The sequence below is a fragment of the Leifsonia poae genome (genome assembly GCF_027921845.1).
Taxonomy (GTDB): Bacteria; Actinomycetota; Actinomycetes; order Actinomycetales; family Microbacteriaceae; genus Leifsonia; species Leifsonia poae.
Genome location: NZ_BSEN01000015.1, coordinates 225658 through 243986 on the forward strand (window position 1 = coordinate 225658; position 18329 = coordinate 243986).

The window sequence follows — 18329 nt, forward strand, 5'->3', positions numbered from 1 at the left end:
GTCGACGGATGCTCAGAGTTTAGCCGCGCCGACCTGCGGAATCGGTGCGAATCCTGTGCGCCGCCCGAAAGATCATCCCGTGGTCTGACGGGCCTCCGAACGTCGCCGAAGGGCCGCGAAGTGAAGTGCGGGAGAAGGGACTTGAACCCTCACGCTCGAAAGCACAGGAACCTAAATCCTGCGTGTCTGCCAATTTCACCACTCCCGCGGTCGCGCTATGCGCGGCTACGACAATAGCTCATGCACCCGCGGCGCCACCTCGGTGCCGTAGAGCTCGATCGCCCGCATGAGGTGGTCGTGGCCGAGCGTCCCGTTGCTGATCTTGAGGTCGAACCGTTCGAGACCCAGCCCCTTCGCGGCGTACGCGATCTTCTGAGCGACCGTCTCCGGGGATCCGACGACCAGTGCGCCGTCCTCGCCGGCCTCGTGCTCGAACCGCGCGCGGGTCGCCGGCGGCCAGCCGCGCTCGCGGCCGATCCGGTTCGTCATCGCCTCGTAGTGCGGCCACAGGATCTCCTTAGCCTCCTCGTCGGTCGCCGCGATGAATCCGGGGGAGTGGACCCCGATGGGGAGGTCGGTCGGCTGCTCGAACTGCTCGAGCGCGCGACGGTAGAGCTCCGCGAGGGGCTGGAACCGCATCGGTCCGCCACCGATGATCGCGAGCATGAGCGGAAGGCCGTAGTGCGCGGCACGGACGACCGATTCGGGGCTGCCTCCCACGCCGATCCAGGTCTTCAGCGGACCGTTGTCGAGCTTGGGGTACACGGACTGGTTCTCCAGCGAGGCACGGAGCGCGCCGCTCCAGGTGACCGGCTCCTCCTTGCGGAGCTCGGCGAAGAGGTTGAGCTTCTCCTCGAAGAGCTCCTCGTATTGGGCCAGGTCGAGACCGAACAGTGGGAAGGACTCGATGAACGAGCCGCGCCCGAGGATCACCTCGGCGCGACCGCCGGAGACGCCGTCGAGGGTCGCGAACCGCTCGAACACGCGCACGGGGTCGTCCGAACTCAGCACGGTCACGGCGGTGCCGAGGTGGATGTTCTCGGTGCGGCCGGCGATGGCGCCCAGGACGACCTCGGGGGCCGACACGGCGAAGTCGGCGCGGTGGTGCTCGCCGATGCCGATGAAGTCGAGCCCGACCTGATCGGCGAGCACACCCTCCTCGACGACGTTGCGCAGCACCTGGCCGTACGTCAGCGGCTGCCCGTCCGGTCCGTTGGTGACGTCACCGAAGGTGTCGATGCCGAGTTCGAGTTTCGCCATGATCGCAATCCCGTCTAGTTGTATGCGTTTGCATGCACCTCGACCGGGCCGCGCCGCCGCATATTCCAGCCCCAGGGTAACGAGGGGCCGGACGCACGCGCCAGGGTCAGGCGGGACGCGGCCGGCGGGGGACGAAGCGGGGGATGTAACGGGCGAGCAGTCCTGCGCCGACCAGCCCGAGGACGCCGATGACCCCGCTGGCGACCGCGATCGAGGCCACGGCGGTGAGCAGCGAGACGAGCAGAGGGGCGGCAGCCTGCCCCGCGTCGCCGGCGAACCGCCAGGCGCCGAGGAACGGCGCCGGTGCGTCCTTCGGCGCGAGGTCGGCTCCCAGCGTCATGATGATGCCCGAGCCGATGCCGTTCGCGATCGACAGGAAGAGCGAGACGCCGATGTACCAGGCGACCCGTGCATCCAGGTCGTGGGTGAAGGCGAGGGTGAGGAAGCCGGCCGAGAGCCCGAGCATCGACGGGATGGCGCTCCACATGCGGCCCCAGCGGTCCATGATCTGGCCGCTGGCGTAGAACAGGGCGAAGTCGACGGCGCCGGCGATGCCGATGATGAGGGCGGTGTTCGATTCGCTCAGCCCGATGCTCACGGCCCACAGCGGCATCAGAACGGTGCGTGCGGAGCGGATGGCTCCGATCAGCGCGACCCCGGTACCCATCCTGGCGAGCACGGCCCGGAACGACCAGATGGTGCGGAACAGTCCGCGCGTGCGCTCGTCCGCCTCCTCTTCGCCCTCCGTGAACTGCTCGCCGTGCTCGACGACCGTGGGCGACGGCCCGAACATCTTCTCGGGGTCGGGCAGGGCGATCAGAACGATGACAGACCCGAGGCAGCTGATGATGAAGATCCAGAACACCGACTGCGTCGACCCCGTGAGCGCGATGACGAGGGAGGAGATCAGCGGCCCGATGAACCATCCGGCGCGGAAGATACCGCCGAGGGTCGAGAGCGCCCGCGCCCGGTAGCGCGCGGGAACGTACGACGTCATGAAGGCGTGCCGGGCCAGGGCGAAGACGGCGGTAGCGAGACCCACGACGAAGATGCCGCCCATCAACACCCAGTAGTTCGGTGCGATGAGGCAGACGACGACGCCGAGGATCGCGAGCGCAGCCGCGTAGATCATCGACGTGCGCTCGCCGATGCGCGAGACGACCCACCCGCTCGGGATGTCGCCGACCAGTTCGCCCAGCATCACCATCGACGAGATCAGTCCGGCGATGGCGAGACTCGCTCCCAGGTTGCCGGCCGCGATCGGGATGATCGGGATGATGGCGCCCTCGCCGATCGAGAAGAGCAGGGTGGGGAGGAACGCCGCGAGTGCGACCGACCGGAAACTGAAGGGGCGCTGGTCGAAAGTCATCTCGTTAACACACTACAACTGCCCGTCTCCCGGTCGGTTCCCGCTGGGTGCACGCGCAGCCCGCACCGGTAGGCTGGACGGCGACATGATGGAACTGGACCTTTCGCAGCAGATCGCCGACTTGCGCTCAACCTTCTCGGACATCCGATCGGTGGTCGACGTCGACGCGCTGACCGCCGAGATCGCCGACCTCAGTGAGCAGGCGGGCGTGCCCGACCTCTGGGACGACACCGAGCGTGCCCAGAAGGTGACGAGCGCGCTCAGCCACCGGCAGTCCGAGCTCGCCCGCATCAACTCGATCCAGCAGCGCCTCGACGACCTCGAGGTGCTCATCGAGATGGCGAACGACGGCGAGGGCGACGAGGAGACCGCCGCCGAGGCGCGCACCGAGCTGGAGGCTCTGCAGAAGACCCTCGGCGAGCTCGAGGTCCAGACCCTCCTCAGCGGGGAGTACGACCCGCGGCCCGCCGTGGTGACCATCCGCGCCGGTGCGGGCGGCGTCGATGCGTCCGACTTCGCCGACATGCTCCTGCGCATGTATCTGCGCTGGGCCGAGCACCACAAGTACCCCGTGCAGGTCATGGACACGAGCTACGCGGAAGAGGCCGGCATCAAGTCAGCGACCTTCGAGGTCGACACGCCGTACGCGTACGGCACGCTGAGCGTCGAGGCCGGCACGCACCGGCTCGTCCGCATGAGCCCGTTCAACTCGGCCGGTAAGCGTCAGACATCGTTCGCCGCCGTCGAGGTCATCCCGCTCATCGAGGAGACCGAGTCGATCGAGATCCCCGAGAACGACATCCGCGTGGATGTGTTCCGCTCGTCCGGCCCCGGTGGGCAGTCGGTCAATACCACCGACTCCGCTGTTCGCATCACCCACCTGCCGACCGGCACGGTGGTCTCGATGCAGAACGAGAAGAGCCAGATCCAGAACCGTGCCGCCGCGATGCGCGTGCTGCAGAGCCGTCTGCTCCTGCTGCAGCGCGAGCAGGAGGCAGCGGCCAAGAAGGAGCTGGCCGGCAACATCACCGCCAGCTGGGGCGACCAGATGCGCAGCTATGTTCTCGCTCCGTACCAGATGGTCAAGGACCTCCGCACCGATTACGAGGTCAACAACCCCAGCAACGTGTTCGATGGAGACCTCGACGGCTTCATCGCCGCCGGCATCCGGTGGCGCGCGGGCGCGAAGGCCGACGCGTAGTCGGACGGGCGGGTCGCGCAGAGTTCGTCCGGCATGGATAGCGACCATCCGGCGTTCACTCGGAGGCCTATCAGGCTTGGGCCGCCCTGGCATGTCGCTGCTGCGGATCGCGCCGGTGTTGCTTAGTCTCTAGAAGTCATGATCCGGTTCGAACACGTATCCAAGCAGTACGCGGGCACACAGCGCCCCGCACTCAACGCCATCAATCTCGAAGTGCTGCGCGGAGAGTTCGTCTTCCTCGTCGGCGCCTCCGGCTCGGGCAAATCGAGCTGCCTGCGGCTGATCCTCAAAGAGGAGAAACCGACCAAGGGCAAGATCCACGTGCTCGGCCAAGACCTGGGCACGATCTCGAGCCGCAAGGTCCCCTACTTCCGCCGCAACATCGGCGTGGTCTTCCAGGACTTCCGCCTGCTCCCGAACAAGACGGTGTTCCAGAACGTCGCTTTCACGCTGCAGGTGATCGGCAAGTCCCGTGGCTTCATCCAGGAGGCCGTTCCGGATGTGCTGAAGATGGTCGGCCTCGACGGGAAGGCGCAGCGGCTCCCGCACGAGCTCTCCGGTGGAGAGCAGCAGCGTGTCGCCATCGCCCGCGCCGTCGTCAACAAGCCCCAGGTTCTCCTCGCCGACGAGCCGACAGGAAACCTCGACCCCGCGACGAGTGCCGGCATCATGGCCGTGCTCGAGCGCATCAACGCCGGCGGCACCACGGTGCTGATGGCCACCCACGAGGCCGCGATCGTCGACCAGATGAAGCGCCGCGTGATCGAGCTCGTCAACGGCCAGATCGTGCGCGACGAGCGCCACGGCGGATACGGCTTCACGGCCGCCATCCCGACCGCGTCCGCGATCGTGCCCGATGAGCCGGATGCCGTGGGCGCGCCGGTCGGTCAGCTCGCGTACGCGCCGCAGCAGGCCGCACCGATGGGGCGTCCTCAGGTTCCGACCTCCAATCCGCAGGCGCCGGTGACTGCGCCGGCTCCGGTGTACACGGCTCCCGTAACCGCGCCGGGGTGGAACGATCAGGACGTTCCCGCCGCAGCGCAGCAGCCGATCTACCAGCAGCCCGCGGCGCCGCAGACAGCAGCGCCCCAACCCGTGCCTGAGCAGCCGGCGACCGTGCCGCCCGCACCCGCGAACGGCGAGCAGCTGCCCGATCACCTGAACTTCACCGCCAATCTCGACCTCCGCGGCCTCCGCGATGACAGCGAACGCGGCGAGCAGAATGTGGGGCCGACCAAATGAGATTCGGCCTGATCTGGTCGGAGGCCGCGAACGGCCTGCGGCGCAACGTCTCGATGGTGATCTCAGTCATCCTCGTCACCTTCATCTCGCTGACCTTCGTCGGCACGGCGGTGCTGCTGCAGATGCAGATCGGCCAGATGAAGACGTACTGGTACGACCGCGCCCAGGTCGCGGTCTACATGTGCCTCGACACCGACGGCTGCCCTGGGGGAGCCGCGACCGATCAGTCGATCGCCGCGGTGAAGAAGCAGCTGAAGTCGCCGGAGCTCGCCCCGTACATCCAGAAGTTCTACTTCCAGGACCAGAAGCAGGGCTACGAACAGTTCAAGCAGCAGTTCAAGGGAAACCAGATCGCGGAGTTCGTGACGCCGCAGATGATCCCGCAGGCGTTCTGGATCAACCTCAAGGATCCGAGCCAATCGGCGGTGCTGACCGAGACGCTCTCCGGAGCCGCCGGCGTTCAGAGCGTCGTCGACCAGCGCAGTTACCTCGATCAGATCTTCTCGATACTGAATGCCGCGAGTTTCACTGCTATCGGCATCGCCGCGTTGATGCTGGTGGCCGCGGCGCTGTTGATCGCCACGACCATCCGATTGTCGGCGTTCTCGCGAAGACGGGAGCTGGGCATCATGCGGCTGGTCGGCGCGTCGAACAGGTTCATCCAGACGCCGTTCATCCTGGAGGGCGTGTTCGCGGCACTGATCGGGTCGATACTCGCGGCCGTGGCGGTGTGGACGATCGTGCACGTCTTCGTCCGCGGCTACCTCGCCGATCAGATCAAGTCGATCAACTTCGTCGGCGACTCCGATGCGTTGTTCGTCGTGGCCCCGATCCTGCTGCTCGTCGGCATCGTGCTCGCCGCGATTTCGGCCAACTTCGCCATCTCCCGGTATTTGAAGGTCTAGTTCGGGTTAGACTGGACGGCTGCCCGGCGCGTGCCGGGCGGCATCCGATCGAACGCGTCAGGAGTGAGCTGTGCCCAGGGAACGTGGCCAGAAGGTGGTGGCCACCAATCGTAGAGCCCGCCACGACTACACCATCGAAGACACCTACGAGGCCGGTCTGGTCTTGACGGGGACCGAGGTGAAGTCGCTGCGGGCCGGTCGCGCGTCCCTCGTCGACGGCTACGCGTTCGTCGATGGCGGGGAGGCCTGGCTCGACGCGGTGCACATCCCCGAATACGCCGACGGGACCTGGAACAACCACGCTCCGCGGCGCAAGCGCAAGCTCCTGCTGCACAAGGCTCAGATCCTCAAGATCCACAACAAGGTGAAAGAGGGCGGGTACACGATCGTCCCGCTGCAGATCTACTTCAGCGACGGCCGGGCCAAGGTCGAGATCGCCGTCGCGAAGGGTAAGCGCGAGTACGACAAGCGCCAGGCACTGCGCGAGCGTCAGGACAAGCGCGAGGCGGATCGCGCGATGTCGAGTCGCAGCCACCTCGGCGAGTGAACCAGACTGAGAGCATGAGCCCAGCCGCCGCCCGCATCCCCGTCCCCGGTACGTTCAACTTCCGCGATGTCGGTGGTTATCCCGTCGACGGCGGTATTACGCGCTCGGGCAAGCTGTTCCGCTCGGACGGACTGCACAGCCTCGGCGACGCCGGAAAGGCCGAACTGCGCGAGCTGGGCGTCAAGGTCGTCATCGACCTGCGCGACGACTTCGAGACCGAGGCGATGCCCGACGACCTCGATGGACTCGACGTCGAGGTGCTGCGTCTGCCCGTGTTCGAAGGATCCGGCGCGTCGCAGTCGACGATCGGAGCGACCCTCGACGACCTCTACGACAAGATCGTCTTCCAGCACACGGACGTGGTGGTCTCGGCGCTGCGGGAGATCGCGGACACCGCGGACGAGGGCGTCGTCGTGCACTGCACGGCGGGCAAGGACCGCACCGGCATCGTGGTCGCCCTCGCTCTGCTCGCCGTCGGCGTCGACCGCGAGACCGTGGTGGACGACTACGCGCAGACCCAGGGCTACCTGGCCGGCGACTGGCTCGAACGGATGCTGACACTGGTCGCCAGCCACGGCGTCGAGGTCACGCCCGACCTCCGGGTCATCATGGGCGGCAGTCCTCCCGAGGCGATGGAAGCCGTGATCGACCGCATCGTGCGCCGGCACGGGGGAGTGCGCGAGTACCTGCTCGCTGCCGGCCTCGACGAACTGGAGCTGGCGAAGCTGCGTGCGGTTCTCGTCGACCCCGCGTAGCGGCTCGCTCCCAGACACACATAAGACATTCCCAGCCCGTTGCGTGGTGGGCGGTGGTTCCATTGAGGCATGGATGAGCACCGTCCGCCACAGCCTCCACCTCCGCCACCGCCGGCAGCACGACCAGCGGGGCCTGCGACGCCCGCCGCGCCCGAGCCCTTCTATCGACGCTACGGACTCGCCTTCGCCATCGCGACCGCTGTGCTCGCGTTCATCGTGCTCGTGGGAACAATGGCGGTCGGTGTATTCGCTGTGACCTCCGTCGTCGCCCGCGTCGCTCACTCCCACTCGATCTCGCGACTGCTCCCTCAGGGCGAGGGACCATGGGGCGAGGGATCACAGGGCAACGGCTCGCAGGGCGATGGCTCGCAGGGTGGTGCGCCCGGGAAGTCCGACCCGGACAACCCCGTTCCGCAGACCGGGCGCCGGGTGGTCGTCCAGGGCTCGATCCAGAAGATCTCGGGCTCCACCTGGACCGTGGAGACCCAGCGCGAGGGCACGGTCATGGTCGGCATCACCTCGTCGACGCAGTTCGGCGTCTCCGGCTCGTCGACGCGGTCGGACTTCGCCGTGGGCGACGCGGTCACGATCGTGGGTCACCCGAGCGGGGACACCATCACCGCGACGCGGGTGCTGGCGGGAGACGAATCGGCCATGCGACCACCGCTTCGGCCGGGCACCAAGCCCTGACGACGTTCAGGATGCCGCGAAGCGCGCGTGCACCTGCACGGCGATGGTGATGTCTTCCGGCTTCAGCGCGAGCGTGCCGCCGTGGAAGTCCGCCGAGCCGACGCGCGCGAACATCGGCTCGATGGGGTGCGCGGGCGATGACGTGTCGCCGAGCATCCCGGGATCACTCAGTGCGAGCGGTTTGAGGGTGCCGAGTCCGAGGCTGGTGGCGTAGACGGTCGCCTTGGCGACGGCATTCTCGACGGCTCGGCGCCTGGCTTCCTGCACGAGGGTCTGCCGTCGCGCCTCCGTGAGGTCCCAGTTCACGCCGGAGACGCTGACCCCGTCGAGAAGGGAGACGACCCCGACCCAGTCCGACAACGCGGCCAGATCGCTGAACTTCACCTCGATGCCGACCTCGGCGTGGTAGACGATCGGCAGCTGCAGGCCGTCCTGGTTCCAGGGGCGGTCTCCCCAGACCCGCAGCTGGTCCGACGCCCACCACGTGACCGGTCCGGACTGAGAATGATGAAGGTCCCGCAGCTCGCCGGTGAGCGAGACGTGACGCTGCGTCGTGAGCGCGAGGACCTCATCCCGCGCGTCGCCCTGGTAGGAGATCGAGAGCCCCACGGTTCCACGCTCCGCGGGATGGTGGAGCTCGTATTCGCCCTGCACGGTGATGATCGTCTCGGCCATTGTTCGATCGTGGCATAGAACAGCGGTGCCGGTTGTTATAGACTGAGTAGCTCGCCCATCGAGGCGAGTATGTATCTGAAACAACTCAACAGCGCGTGACAGCGACCAGGCCTCACCGGCCACGCATGGGGATGATCGGTTTCGACATTGTCTGCGAGAGTGTGAGAAGCGGGTCGAGGATGCAGGCTTATCTCGTAAACGATGTCTGCAAACTATAAGTGCCAATTCAAACAGCACTGTCTCTGCCAAGGCTGACTTCGCCCTCGCGGCGTAAGTTCCTTCGCAACTTATAGAGACCGTCAGACCGGGAATGCTCTCTACCCGGATCCTGGCGTAATTTAGAGAGATTGCTTCTGCGTTTCGTCTGAGGGCGCAGAGGGACTTCAACTGAGACTGGGCTCGTCGGTTTAGGTGCCAGTGGCGAATTCCGGAGCCGAGTAGAACGCTTGTACTGGCTACACCCGTAGAAGGCATATGACCACAGCTGTGGACGGGGGTTCAATTCCCCCCATCTCCACCATCAGGTCGCTGTCACGCGTTGCTTGAGATCCGTTTGCGAGCACGCCGGTCTTCCGGCGCCGGCGCCGGCGCCGGCGGCGTACTCTTCAGCCATGCTGAACCGGGTCGCCGATGGTGTGTTCGTCCACGAGAGCGCGTTCTGTCAGAGCAACGCCGTCGTCGTTCAGGGGGCAGCCGGGGTGCTGCTCATCGATGCCGGTGTGCACGAAGCCGAGATCGCCTGTCTTGCGAATGACCTGGCCGATTCGGGCCAGACCGTGGTGGCAGGGTTCTCGACGCATCCGCACTGGGATCACCTGCTGTGGCATCCCGTTCTGGGCGACGTACCGCGGTGGGCCACCGCACTGTGCGCGGACACCGCCCGCGAGCGGCTGTCCAACGGCATCGATCCTCGTCGGTTCGGCATCCCGGATGACGTGCCGCTCGACCTGCTCGGCCACATCGCGGGGCTGCCCGCCGGTTCGTCGCACTTCCCCTGGGACGGTCCTGCGGTGCGGATCCTCGAGCATCGTGCGCACGCCCCCGGCCATGCTGCCCTGCTGATTGAAGGTCATGGGGTCCTGGTCGCGGGAGACATGCTGTCGGATGTCCTGATCCCCATGCTCGATCTGAACGCCCCGGATGATCCGATCGACGACTACCTCGCCGCGCTGCGGCTGCTCGAGGGCGTGGCAGGCGAGGTCACCGTCGTCATCCCCGGCCACGGATCCGTCGGGGGCGCGGACGAGGTGCCGGCGCGGATCGACCAGGATCGGGCGTACCTGCAGGCTCTGCGTGACGGCGGTGATCTCAGCGACCCACGTATCGGCCCGTCGGCCAAGGCGGGCTGGGACTGGGTGCGTGACGTGCACACGGGCCAGGCCGCACGCGTCGCCGAACGTAGCGCGCGCGACGAGCCGGCCCGTGCCGAGGACGAGTAGCGGCCTCTCGTCTCACCCCGTGGAGGCGCTGGCGAACCATCGCTGCAGGTGGATCGCGAGGTCGTGCTGGTCGTCGCCGACCCAGGCCACATGACCGTCCGGACGCAGGAGCAGGGCGGGCACGTCGAGCTCGTCGAGTTCGTCGAGCTCTTCGCCGGTGTCGATGACGTGATCGACCCGGTCGGACCATCCGGTCACCGAGAGCCCACCCGTGCGGTCGAGGAGGAGCCCCCGCCCTCCGTGCATCCGGTCGTAGAGGCGACCCCGTGACAGCCGGCTGTCGCGCAGCCGCCTGCCGATCAGGTCACGGTCGTCGCCGAAGTCGTAGCGGACCCCGATGCCGGTGACCCGCTCGATCAGGTAGCGGCTCACGTCGTCGAAGGCCATCAGCTCCGTCACCAGGCGACGGACCGCCTGCGGTCCCGGTTCGGGAGAGATCAGTTCCGACTGCGCGCGTGTGATGGTCAGCACATCGGCGCCGACCGGGTGGCGTTCGATGTGGTAGCTGTCCAGCAGCTCGCTCGGCGCCCAGCCCTTCACCTCGGCGGCGAGCTTCCAGCCGAGGTTGAACGCGTCCTGGATGCCGAGGTTGAGCCCCTGACCTCCGAGCGGCGGATGCACATGCGCCGCGTCTCCGGCGAGGAACACGCGGCCCGAGCGGTATCGCTCGGCCAGCCGGGTGGCGTCGGTGAAACGGGACAGCCAGCGCGGCGAGTGGACGCCGAAGTCCGTGCCCGCGTAGGCGAGCAGCTGCGTCCGGAACTCCTCCAGGGTGGGCGGGGTCGTGCGATCCTCCGCGACGGTCGCGGCCGGCACGACGGCGCGGTGCAGTCCGTTCCCGGCGGGGCCGATCCCGAAGCCTTTGTGCGTCTTGCGGATCTCATCCGACACCGCGGTCAGTTCTTCGGGCGGCATCGTCACCTCGAGCTCCGCGAGAAGCCATTCCGTCCGGGCCGCATCTCCCGGGAACCCGATGCCCAGCAGCCTGCGCACCGTGCTGCGGCCACCGTCGCAGCCGACCAGCCAGCGCGAGCGCAGCCGCGTGCCGTCCGCGAGTTCGACCGTCACATGGTCGCCGTCCTGCTCGAGACCCACCAGTTCGTGGCCACGCCGGAGGCCGGCGCCGAGCTCGACGGCACGCTCCGTCAGCAGGCGGTCGGTGACCGGCTGCGGGATGCCGAGAATGTAGCCGTGCGCCGTGTCGAGGGGTGACGACGACGGCGCTTCGATCCCGGCGAAGCGTCGCGCGCCACCGGGATACTGCTGGCCGTGCTCGAGAAACCGGTCCAGCAGCCCACGCTGATCCATGATCTCGATGCTGCGCGGCTGCAGCCCGAGCGAGCGGACCAGCGGACTCGGCTCCGCATCCTTCTCCAGAACGAGCACCTCGACGCCATGGAGCCGGAGCTCGCTCGCCAGCATCATGCCGGTCGGACCGCCACCGCTGATGATCACGTCGAACAGGGGACCCTCGGAAACCGTCACGGCTCACCATCCTGCTGCTGGCTCGGGTCGTGCGGCAAGCCCCCACGGCCGATCTGCGAAAAGGGAGTCGCGAGGAGGCACGCCTTCGTACACTGGGAGACATGGTCGAGAAAGCGCCGGCGCGGAACGCTGTGGCTCCGCCGGTCATCCGGTTCGACGCCGAGGTGCAGTGGATCGGTGACCGACCCATCGTGCGGCTGCCGGCGGAGGCGAGCGCCGAGCTCCCGTCCCGCGGTCAGGTCGCGGTCACCGCAGTGATCAACGGGCGGGTGTTTCAGACGGTGCTGGAGCCGGACGGCCTGCGTGGCCATTGGCTCGCCGTCGATGAGCGAATGCGGGAAGCGCTGACCGTCGCCGACGGTGAGGTCGACGTCGAGCTCGCACCTGTCACGGAGTGGCCGGAACCCGAGATCCCGGCTGATCTCCAAGGCGCCTTGGACGACGCTCCCGACCTCTCCGGCACGTGGACCGACATCAGTCCGATGGCGCGCTGGGAGTGGGTGCGCTGGATCAACGCGACCAAGAACCCCGAGACCCGCGACCGACGGGTCGAGGTGAGCATCTCGAAACTCCGGAACGGTAAACGGCGCCCCTGCTGCTTCGACCTCTCGTCGTGCACCGATCCCGAGCTGTCCAAGAACGGCAGGCTCGTCGGCGGCGCCGAGGGCGATTGAGGTCGGCCGGTCGCCGCGGGCGCTGATGGGAGAGTCTCGTTAGGGTGTGTGCGTGGTGCGCACGCGGGCGCGGTACGCGGCGGACTTGGCGCGGTCGCCGCAGCCGGCCATGCCGCACCAGCGGCGGTTGTGTGCGCGCGACGTGTCGATGTAGGGCCGGGTGCAGTCTTCGCCGTCGCAGAACCGCACGCGGGGGTCGCTGAGGGCGGCCAGGGCGGCCCGGGCGAGCGCCGAGAGCACGGCGCCCAGATCGCCGCGTCGCCGAAGGCCGTCGGCGTCGATGGACGGCACCGGCTCGGGATGCGCGGCGAACCGGTTGAGGACCGCTCGCTCGGAAGCTGACGGCGTTCCGCCTTCGGCGTGTGCGCGCACGGCGGTGTACGCCGCTTCGCGCAGTTCCAGCGCATCGGTGAGACCCCTGGCCGTGACGGTGGGGGCCTCGTCGACGATGCCGGCCATCGCGATCCAGTCGTGCAGGTCGGCGGGGGCGCGCAGTTTCTCCTCGGCGACACTGTCGCGCGAGGCGACGGTCGCGACGAAGTCGAGGGCGAGATTGCCGGCGAGGAAGGAGAAATCCACGTCACTACCTTGACAGGTGACGTGGCTCGGGTCAATGTTGGCGTCACTGGTTCAACCCGTGACGGAGGTGTCGGCGTGAGACGGCTGATCGCGTACTTCTCCGCCGCGACGCTCGCCCGCAGCGCCGATGCGGGCGCGATCGTGGCGGTGGTCCTGCTCGCAGCGGCACGTCCAGCGACGTCCGGGCTCGTGGGTCTCTTCGGCGCCGCGCTGACGGCACCGCATCTCGCCGGTCCGTTTCTGGCTCCGGTGCTCGACCGGACGCGCCGCCCCCGGATCCTGCTCGCCGGCGCATTCCTGCTCTACGGCGTCAGCCTGGCGACGGCGGCCGTCCTGATCGTGGGTGGTTTCGTGGTGCCGAGCGTCGTGGCCCTGGTGATCGCCGGGGCGTGCGGACCGATCCTGACCGGAGGGCTCAGCAGCCAACTGGGGCAGCTCGTTGCGCCGACGGCCCGCGCCCAGCGTCGCGCACAGGGGGCGGATGCGCTGACGTACGGCGTGGCTGCGACCATCGGGCCCGTCGTCGTCGCGCTCGTCGCGCGTTCGTCCTCCGCCGTCTGGGCGACCATCTCCCTGGCAGGCTCCGCTGCGGTCGCGGCGATCGTCGTGCTCCTGATCGCCCGACGGAGCGCCGCCCCCGACGACCGAGGCGAGCCCGCCCCGGAGGCCGTCCCATTCTGGCGTGCTCTCGCGACGGTCTTCACCGTCGGTCCGCTGCGGCGGGTCACCCTCGTCGTGTGTCTCACGGCCGCCGCGGTGGGCGCCGTGCCGCTGCTCGGGCTGGCGTCGGGCATCCGGGCCGGCGCCGGAGCGAGCGAGGTCGCTCTGCTTGTCGCCCTGTTCGGGGCCGGGAACCTGATCGGCGCCGTCGCCGTGACCATCCGTCCACTCCGGACCGCGCCCGAGCCGACCGTCGGCTGGACGGCACTCGTGAGCGCCTGCTGCCTCGTGCTGATCGCTCTGCCGCTTCCCCCTGTCGTGAACGCCCTCGCCTTCGGACTGGTGGGGGCGGTCAGCGCGGTCCAATTCGCATCGAGCCTCACGGCGCGGTCCGACTTCGCGCCGGAAGGCACACGCGCTCAGGTCTTCGTCACTGTAGGAGGGCTCAAGGTCGCCTTCTCCTCGCTGGGTGTGGCGGTGGCGGGCGTCGCCGCGGTGCGGGCACCGGATGCTCTGCTCCTGATGGCCCCGTTGCTCCCGGCCGTCGCCTTCGCGACGATGCTCGCCGACCGTGCGGCGGGGACGTTCGCGCAGCGACGACGGGGTCGCGCCTCCCAGCGGGCGCGTCGCCCAGGCGCGGCGGGCTCAGCGGAATAGTCGCGTTCCCATTGCGCCTCCAGGTGTTCGGCGTATCGTTCGTCCTAATCGGGAAAGACAGGCGCTCGGACCGTATCGGGACGGACGACGACGCCGTCGCCCGATGGGGGCGACGGCCCGGAAAGACGTGACGCGGGCCGTCGCCAGAAGCCGAAGCCGTTGAGGCTCCGTATGCTGGGGGAGTGCCAGACCCGACACCTGCCCCCGCCGCACCGAGACGATTCGAACTCGAGCTCCGGCGCCCGCGCCTCGGCTGGTATCCGAAGCCGACCGTCGTGTTCGACGGGCACGGGCATCCGGCTCAGTGGGGGACAGGCACGTGGCAGGCGTCTGCAGACGGCGAGGCGACCGTCAGCGTCTACCTGTACAACCGGGTGTGGCGGTTCGGTGTGGCGTCAGCGGTCGTCGGCCCCGACGGCCCTGCGAGGCTGGTCTACCGCGCGCCGCTGCTGCCGTTCCTGCGCGGATCGTTGCGCGCGGGGTCCTAGCCCTGGTCGCACTCAGGTCCGGACCTTCACCCGCGGGTCGATGATGCCGTACACGAGGTCGACGATCAGGTTCGCGATCACGATCAGGAACGCCGAGAACAGCGTGAAGCCGACGACGAGCTGCAGATCGAGTCCGTGCACCGCGTCGATGAGCATCGCTCCGAGCCCCTGCATCGAGAACACCTTCTCGGCGATCACGGCGCCGCCCAGGAGCGCACCGAGGTCGAGCCCGAAGATCGTGACGACGGGGATCAGCGCGTTGCGCAGTCCGTGGCGCACGACGACCTTCGATTCGGTGAGTCCCTTGGCCCTGGCGGTGCGGATGTAGTCCTCGCCCATCACCTCGAGCATCTGACCGCGGGTGAGGCGGGCGTAGATCGCGCCGCTGATGAACGCCAGAGTGAACCAGGGGAGCAGCAGGTGCAGGAACCACTGCGCCGGATCGTCGGTGAACGGCACATATCCGCCGGTGGGCAGGATCTGCAGGGTGAATCCGAACAACAGGATGGCGAGGAGACCCACGAGATAGCTCGGCGTCGAGACGCCGGCGATGGCCACCGTCATGATGGTGCGGTCGACGGCCGTGCCGCGGCGCAGGGCCGAGACGACACCTCCGGCGACGCCGAAGACCAGCCAGACGATGGCGGCCCCGATCGCGATCGAGGCGGTGACCGGGAAGCGCGAGAGGATCAGGTCGGTGACGGTGGCGTTCTGCTGGAAGGAGTAGCCGAAGCACGGCGCCGGGCAGACCACCTCGGCCTGGCCGCTGCCGAAGGTGCGGCCGACGACGATGCCCTTGAGGAAGTTCCACAGCTGCTCGAACCAGGGGAGGTCGACCCCCATGAACGATTTGGCGCGCTCCAGGTTCTCGGGAGTGCACGGCCGGCCGCAGCTGAGCTGGGCGGGGTTGGTCGGGAGCAGATAGAAGATCGCGTACGTGATCGTGGCGATCACGGCGAGCACGACGATCACACCGAGCAGGCGGTAGGCGATGAAGGCGGCGAGTCTCATCGGGACCTCCCTCCCTGGCGTGGATCGAGGGCGTCGCGCAGACCGTCGCCGAACACATTGAACGCAAGCGTGATCAGGAAGAGCGCCGCACCGGGGAAGACGAGGTACATCGGGTCGACCTGCACCCAGTTGATGGCGTCGCCGATGGTACGGCCCCACGACGGCGTCGGTGGCGGGACACCGACACCGAGGAACGACAGAGCCGCCTCGGTGCCGATCATGCCCGGGATGAGGATCGTGGAGTAGACGATGATCGTCGCCGCCACGTTCGGCAGCACCTGCGTGAGGATGATGTGCAGCGGACGGGCGCCCATCGCGGCCGAGGCGACCACGAAGTTGCGCTCGCGCAGCGACAGGGTCTGGCCGCGCACGACGCGCGCCACGGGCGGCCAGCCGAAGAATCCGATGACCAGGATGATCAGGGCCGGTCTCGGGAACGACGTCGGCACGATCGCGGTCAGGGAGATCATGAAGATCAGGCTCGGGAAGCCGAAGATGACGTCGATGACGCGGCTCATGCCACGGTCGTACCAGCCTCCGGCGTAGCCGGTCGTGATGCCGACGAGCACGCCGATGGTGACAGAGACGATCGTCGCGCTGATGCCGACGAGGAGCGACGTGCGTGCGCCGTAGACGACGATGGAGAACAGGTCGCGGCCTGTGAGGGGCTCGACCCCGAACCAGTGCGTGGCGCTGATGCCGCCGCCGAAGCCGATCGGCGCGCCCGAGTCGTCGAGCGTGTCCAGGTGGTACGTGTACGGGTTCTGGCCCGGGATGGCCGTCAGCAGCGGCGCGAAGATCGCCGCGAGGAGGAAGACGGCGATCGTGATGGCGCCCGCGCTCGCCCAGGGGTCGGAGCGGAGATGCGCCACGACGTGGCGGAAGCCGGTCTTGCGGGCCGGGACGGCCTCGCGATCGAGCGATGCGGCTGTGGTCACGCGACCTCCCTCCCGTCGGTGGCACCGGCAGCGCCGGTGGACGTGGTGGCCGCTGCGGCCTCCGCGTCGAGCATGCGCCAGGTCTCGCGCCGTGCGGCCTGGGCGACGGGGTCGGCGACAGGCGCCGCGGCCAGCAGGCGCTTCGTGTACGCCTCCTGGGGTGCGAGCAGTACGCGTGCTGCGGGACCTGCCTCGACGATGCGGCCGTTGTGGAGCACCGCGACGTCGTCGGCGAGCTGTTCGACGACGGCCAGGTCGTGGCTGATGAACAAGCACGCGAAACCGAACTCCTCCTGGAGTTCGCGGAGGAGTTCGAGCACCCGGGCCTGAACCGAGACGTCGAGGGCGCTCGTCGGCTCGTCGGCGATCAGCAGGGATGGCCGCAGCGCGAGGGCGCGCGCGATGGCGACCCGCTGGCGCTGACCGCCGGAGAGCTCGTGGGGAAAGCGGTCGGCCATCGCCGGGTCGAGCTGAACGGCCGCCAGCAGATCGGCGACCCGCGCTGTCCGCTCCGCGCGGGTGAGGCGGGTGTGCAGTCGTAGAGGCTCTTCGATGCACTGGGCGATCGTGAACCGCGGGTTCAGCGACGATGCCGGGTCCTGGAAGACGTAGCCGATCCGCGTGCGCGCACGACGCAGCTCGGCGCCGGAGGCGGTGGCGAGGTCCACGTCGTCGACCGTGACCGCTCCGTGCGACACGGGCACCAGCCCGGCGAGGGCTCGCCCGATCGTCGATTTTCCGGAGCCGGACTCGCCGACCAGTCCGAAGAACGTGCCGCGCCGGACGCGCAGGCTCACGTCGGCGACCGCGGGAGCACTGCGCCGGCCCCAGCTGCGGTTGCCGTAGACGATGCTGACGTCGCGCAGCTCGGCGGCGGCGCTCACGGGCGCGTCGGCGGCGCTCGACGGGGCTTCGGCATCGGCGATCAGGGCATCCGGTCGCTGGTCGCCGAGACGCGGGACCGAGGCGAGCAGGGTTCTGGTGTACTCCTCGCGCGGGTTGGCGAAGAGCTCGGTGGCGTCGGCGCGCTCGACGACGACACCTTCGCGCATGACGACGACGTCGTCCGCGAGGTCGGCGACGACGCCCATGTCGTGCGTAATGAGCAGGATCGCCATGCCGTTGCGCTCCTTCAGATCGCGCAGCAGGTCCAGGATGCCCGCCTGTACGGTGACGTCGAGCGCGGTCGTCGGCTCGTCGGCGATGAGAGCGACAGGGTCGCACGAGATCGCCATGGCGATCATGGCCCGCTGGAGCTGGCCGCCCGAGAGCTCGTGCGGGTAGGCGCGCACGATCCGCTCCGGGTCGCGCAGCCCGACGCTGCGCAAGAGTTCGAGGACACGCTCGTTCGTCGAGGAGCGGTCGGAGGTAATCCGGTGGGTGCGGAGCGCTTCGGCGATCTGGTGCCCGATCGCGATCACCGGGTTGAAGGCGTTCATCGGCTCCTGGAAGATGGTGCCGATCCGGCCGCCGCGCACGCGCCGGAGCTGTTCGTCGCTCGCACGGACGAGGTCTTCGCCCTCGAGCTCGATCGAGCCGTCGACGACGGCGTTGCCGGGGAGGAGCCGGAGAACCGACATCGCGGTCACGCTCTTGCCGGAGCCGGATTCCCCGACCAGGGCGAGTACGCGACCGCGGTGCAGCTCGAACCCGACGTCGTGGACGACGGTGCGGGTCGAGCGCGGTGAAGAGCCGTCGCCGGCGGTGAACGAGACCGAGATCCCGTTCACCGCCAGCACGGCGTCCGTGTGCAT

The 18329-nt window shown here is 68.4% G+C and carries 18 protein-coding genes, 1 tRNA gene and 1 other RNA gene; 11 read left to right on the forward strand and 9 right to left on the reverse strand.

The window, feature by feature from the left end; translation table 11 throughout:
* Positions 1 to 126 precede the first annotated feature (126 nt).
* The 3 genes from PKE84_RS15790 to PKE84_RS15800 all read right to left on the reverse strand — a co-directional run bounded on the left by PKE84_RS15790 (position 127) and on the right by PKE84_RS15800 (position 2629).
* Positions 127 to 208: transfer RNA gene (locus PKE84_RS15790), tRNA-Leu, on the reverse strand.
* 17 nt (positions 209 to 225) lie between these two features.
* The gene (locus PKE84_RS15795) at positions 226 to 1263 is read right to left on the reverse strand and encodes an LLM class flavin-dependent oxidoreductase (RefSeq protein WP_271178918.1); all 1038 of its coding nucleotides are present in this window, start codon (positions 1261 to 1263) and stop codon (positions 226 to 228) included.
* A 103-nt stretch (positions 1264 to 1366) separates the two neighbouring features.
* The gene (locus PKE84_RS15800; RefSeq protein WP_271178219.1) at positions 1367 to 2629 is read right to left on the reverse strand and encodes an MFS transporter; all 1263 of its coding nucleotides are present in this window, start codon (positions 2627 to 2629) and stop codon (positions 1367 to 1369) included.
* A gap of 85 nt (positions 2630 to 2714) precedes the next feature.
* On the opposite strand from PKE84_RS15800, the gene prfB reads away from it, so the two are divergent.
* The 6 genes from prfB (at position 2715) to PKE84_RS15830 (ending at position 7969) form a co-directional block, all read left to right on the forward strand.
* Positions 2715 to 3830, forward strand: coding sequence for a peptide chain release factor 2 (gene prfB, locus PKE84_RS15805; protein WP_271178220.1), 1116 nt, complete (start codon positions 2715 to 2717; stop codon positions 3828 to 3830).
* 138 nt (positions 3831 to 3968) lie between these two features.
* The gene (ftsE, locus tag PKE84_RS15810; protein WP_271178221.1) at positions 3969 to 5072 is read left to right on the forward strand and encodes a cell division ATP-binding protein FtsE; all 1104 of its coding nucleotides are present in this window, start codon (positions 3969 to 3971) and stop codon (positions 5070 to 5072) included.
* Positions 5069 to 5977, forward strand: a complete 909-nt coding sequence (ftsX, locus tag PKE84_RS15815; protein WP_271178222.1) for a permease-like cell division protein FtsX — start codon at positions 5069 to 5071, stop codon at positions 5975 to 5977. Before ftsE ends, ftsX begins: the two co-directional genes overlap by 4 nt.
* Before the next feature lie 70 nt (positions 5978 to 6047).
* Positions 6048 to 6524, forward strand: a complete 477-nt coding sequence (gene smpB, locus PKE84_RS15820) for an SsrA-binding protein SmpB (RefSeq protein ID WP_271178223.1) — start codon at positions 6048 to 6050, stop codon at positions 6522 to 6524.
* Positions 6525 to 6538: 14 nt separating this feature from the next.
* Positions 6539 to 7279, forward strand: a complete 741-nt coding sequence (locus PKE84_RS15825; RefSeq protein ID WP_271178224.1) for a tyrosine-protein phosphatase — start codon at positions 6539 to 6541, stop codon at positions 7277 to 7279.
* A gap of 69 nt (positions 7280 to 7348) precedes the next feature.
* Positions 7349 to 7969 (forward strand): DUF5666 domain-containing protein, encoded by a 621-nt coding sequence (locus PKE84_RS15830; RefSeq protein WP_271178225.1) that lies wholly within the window; start codon positions 7349 to 7351, stop codon positions 7967 to 7969.
* A 6-nt stretch (positions 7970 to 7975) separates the two neighbouring features.
* Here the strand turns inward: PKE84_RS15830 and PKE84_RS15835 are convergent, their stop codons facing one another.
* Positions 7976 to 8644 (reverse strand): SIMPL domain-containing protein, encoded by a 669-nt coding sequence (locus tag PKE84_RS15835; protein WP_271178226.1) that lies wholly within the window; start codon positions 8642 to 8644, stop codon positions 7976 to 7978.
* Positions 8645 to 8771: 127 nt separating this feature from the next.
* Between PKE84_RS15835 and ssrA the strand changes: the two genes are divergently transcribed.
* Positions 8772 to 9164, forward strand: a transfer-messenger RNA (tmRNA) gene (ssrA, locus tag PKE84_RS15840).
* Between the two features lie 91 nt (positions 9165 to 9255).
* Positions 9256 to 10083: an MBL fold metallo-hydrolase gene (locus PKE84_RS15845; RefSeq protein WP_271178227.1), complete on the forward strand. Its 828-nt coding sequence runs from the start codon at positions 9256 to 9258 to the stop codon at positions 10081 to 10083.
* A gap of 12 nt (positions 10084 to 10095) precedes the next feature.
* Here PKE84_RS15845 and rox read toward each other — a convergent pair whose 3' ends face one another.
* Complete coding sequence (rox, locus tag PKE84_RS15850) at positions 10096 to 11547, reverse strand: rifampin monooxygenase (RefSeq protein ID WP_271178919.1); 1452 nt, start codon at positions 11545 to 11547, stop codon at positions 10096 to 10098.
* 122 nt (positions 11548 to 11669) lie between these two features.
* Here rox and PKE84_RS15855 point away from each other — a divergent pair, with 122 nt between their 5' ends.
* The gene (locus tag PKE84_RS15855; protein ID WP_271178228.1) at positions 11670 to 12242 is read left to right on the forward strand and encodes a YdeI/OmpD-associated family protein; all 573 of its coding nucleotides are present in this window, start codon (positions 11670 to 11672) and stop codon (positions 12240 to 12242) included.
* A 39-nt stretch (positions 12243 to 12281) separates the two neighbouring features.
* Here the strand turns inward: PKE84_RS15855 and PKE84_RS15860 are convergent, their stop codons facing one another.
* A complete protein-coding gene (locus tag PKE84_RS15860) occupies positions 12282 to 12821 on the reverse strand; it encodes a CGNR zinc finger domain-containing protein (protein ID WP_271178229.1) in 540 nt (179 codons plus the stop codon).
* Positions 12822 to 12896: 75 nt separating this feature from the next.
* Here PKE84_RS15860 and PKE84_RS15865 point away from each other — a divergent pair, with 75 nt between their 5' ends.
* Both PKE84_RS15865 and PKE84_RS15870 read left to right on the forward strand, forming a co-directional pair.
* Positions 12897 to 14138 carry an MFS transporter gene (locus PKE84_RS15865; RefSeq protein WP_271178230.1) on the forward strand — a complete coding sequence of 414 codons (1242 nt, stop codon included), beginning with the start codon at positions 12897 to 12899 and terminating at the stop codon, positions 14136 to 14138.
* A 182-nt stretch (positions 14139 to 14320) separates the two neighbouring features.
* Positions 14321 to 14626: a hypothetical protein gene (locus PKE84_RS15870; protein ID WP_271178231.1), complete on the forward strand. Its 306-nt coding sequence runs from the start codon at positions 14321 to 14323 to the stop codon at positions 14624 to 14626.
* A gap of 12 nt (positions 14627 to 14638) precedes the next feature.
* Here PKE84_RS15870 and PKE84_RS15875 read toward each other — a convergent pair whose 3' ends face one another.
* From PKE84_RS15875 to PKE84_RS15885, 3 genes are read right to left on the reverse strand one after another with little or no spacing between them, the layout of a single operon-like run.
* Positions 14639 to 15637: an ABC transporter permease gene (locus PKE84_RS15875; protein WP_271178232.1), complete on the reverse strand. Its 999-nt coding sequence runs from the start codon at positions 15635 to 15637 to the stop codon at positions 14639 to 14641.
* Positions 15634 to 16575, reverse strand: coding sequence for an ABC transporter permease (locus PKE84_RS15880; protein WP_271178233.1), 942 nt, complete (start codon positions 16573 to 16575; stop codon positions 15634 to 15636). Before PKE84_RS15880 ends, PKE84_RS15875 begins: the two co-directional genes overlap by 4 nt.
* A complete protein-coding gene (locus tag PKE84_RS15885; RefSeq protein WP_271178920.1) occupies positions 16572 to 18329 on the reverse strand; it encodes a dipeptide ABC transporter ATP-binding protein in 1758 nt (585 codons plus the stop codon). Before PKE84_RS15885 ends, PKE84_RS15880 begins: the two co-directional genes overlap by 4 nt.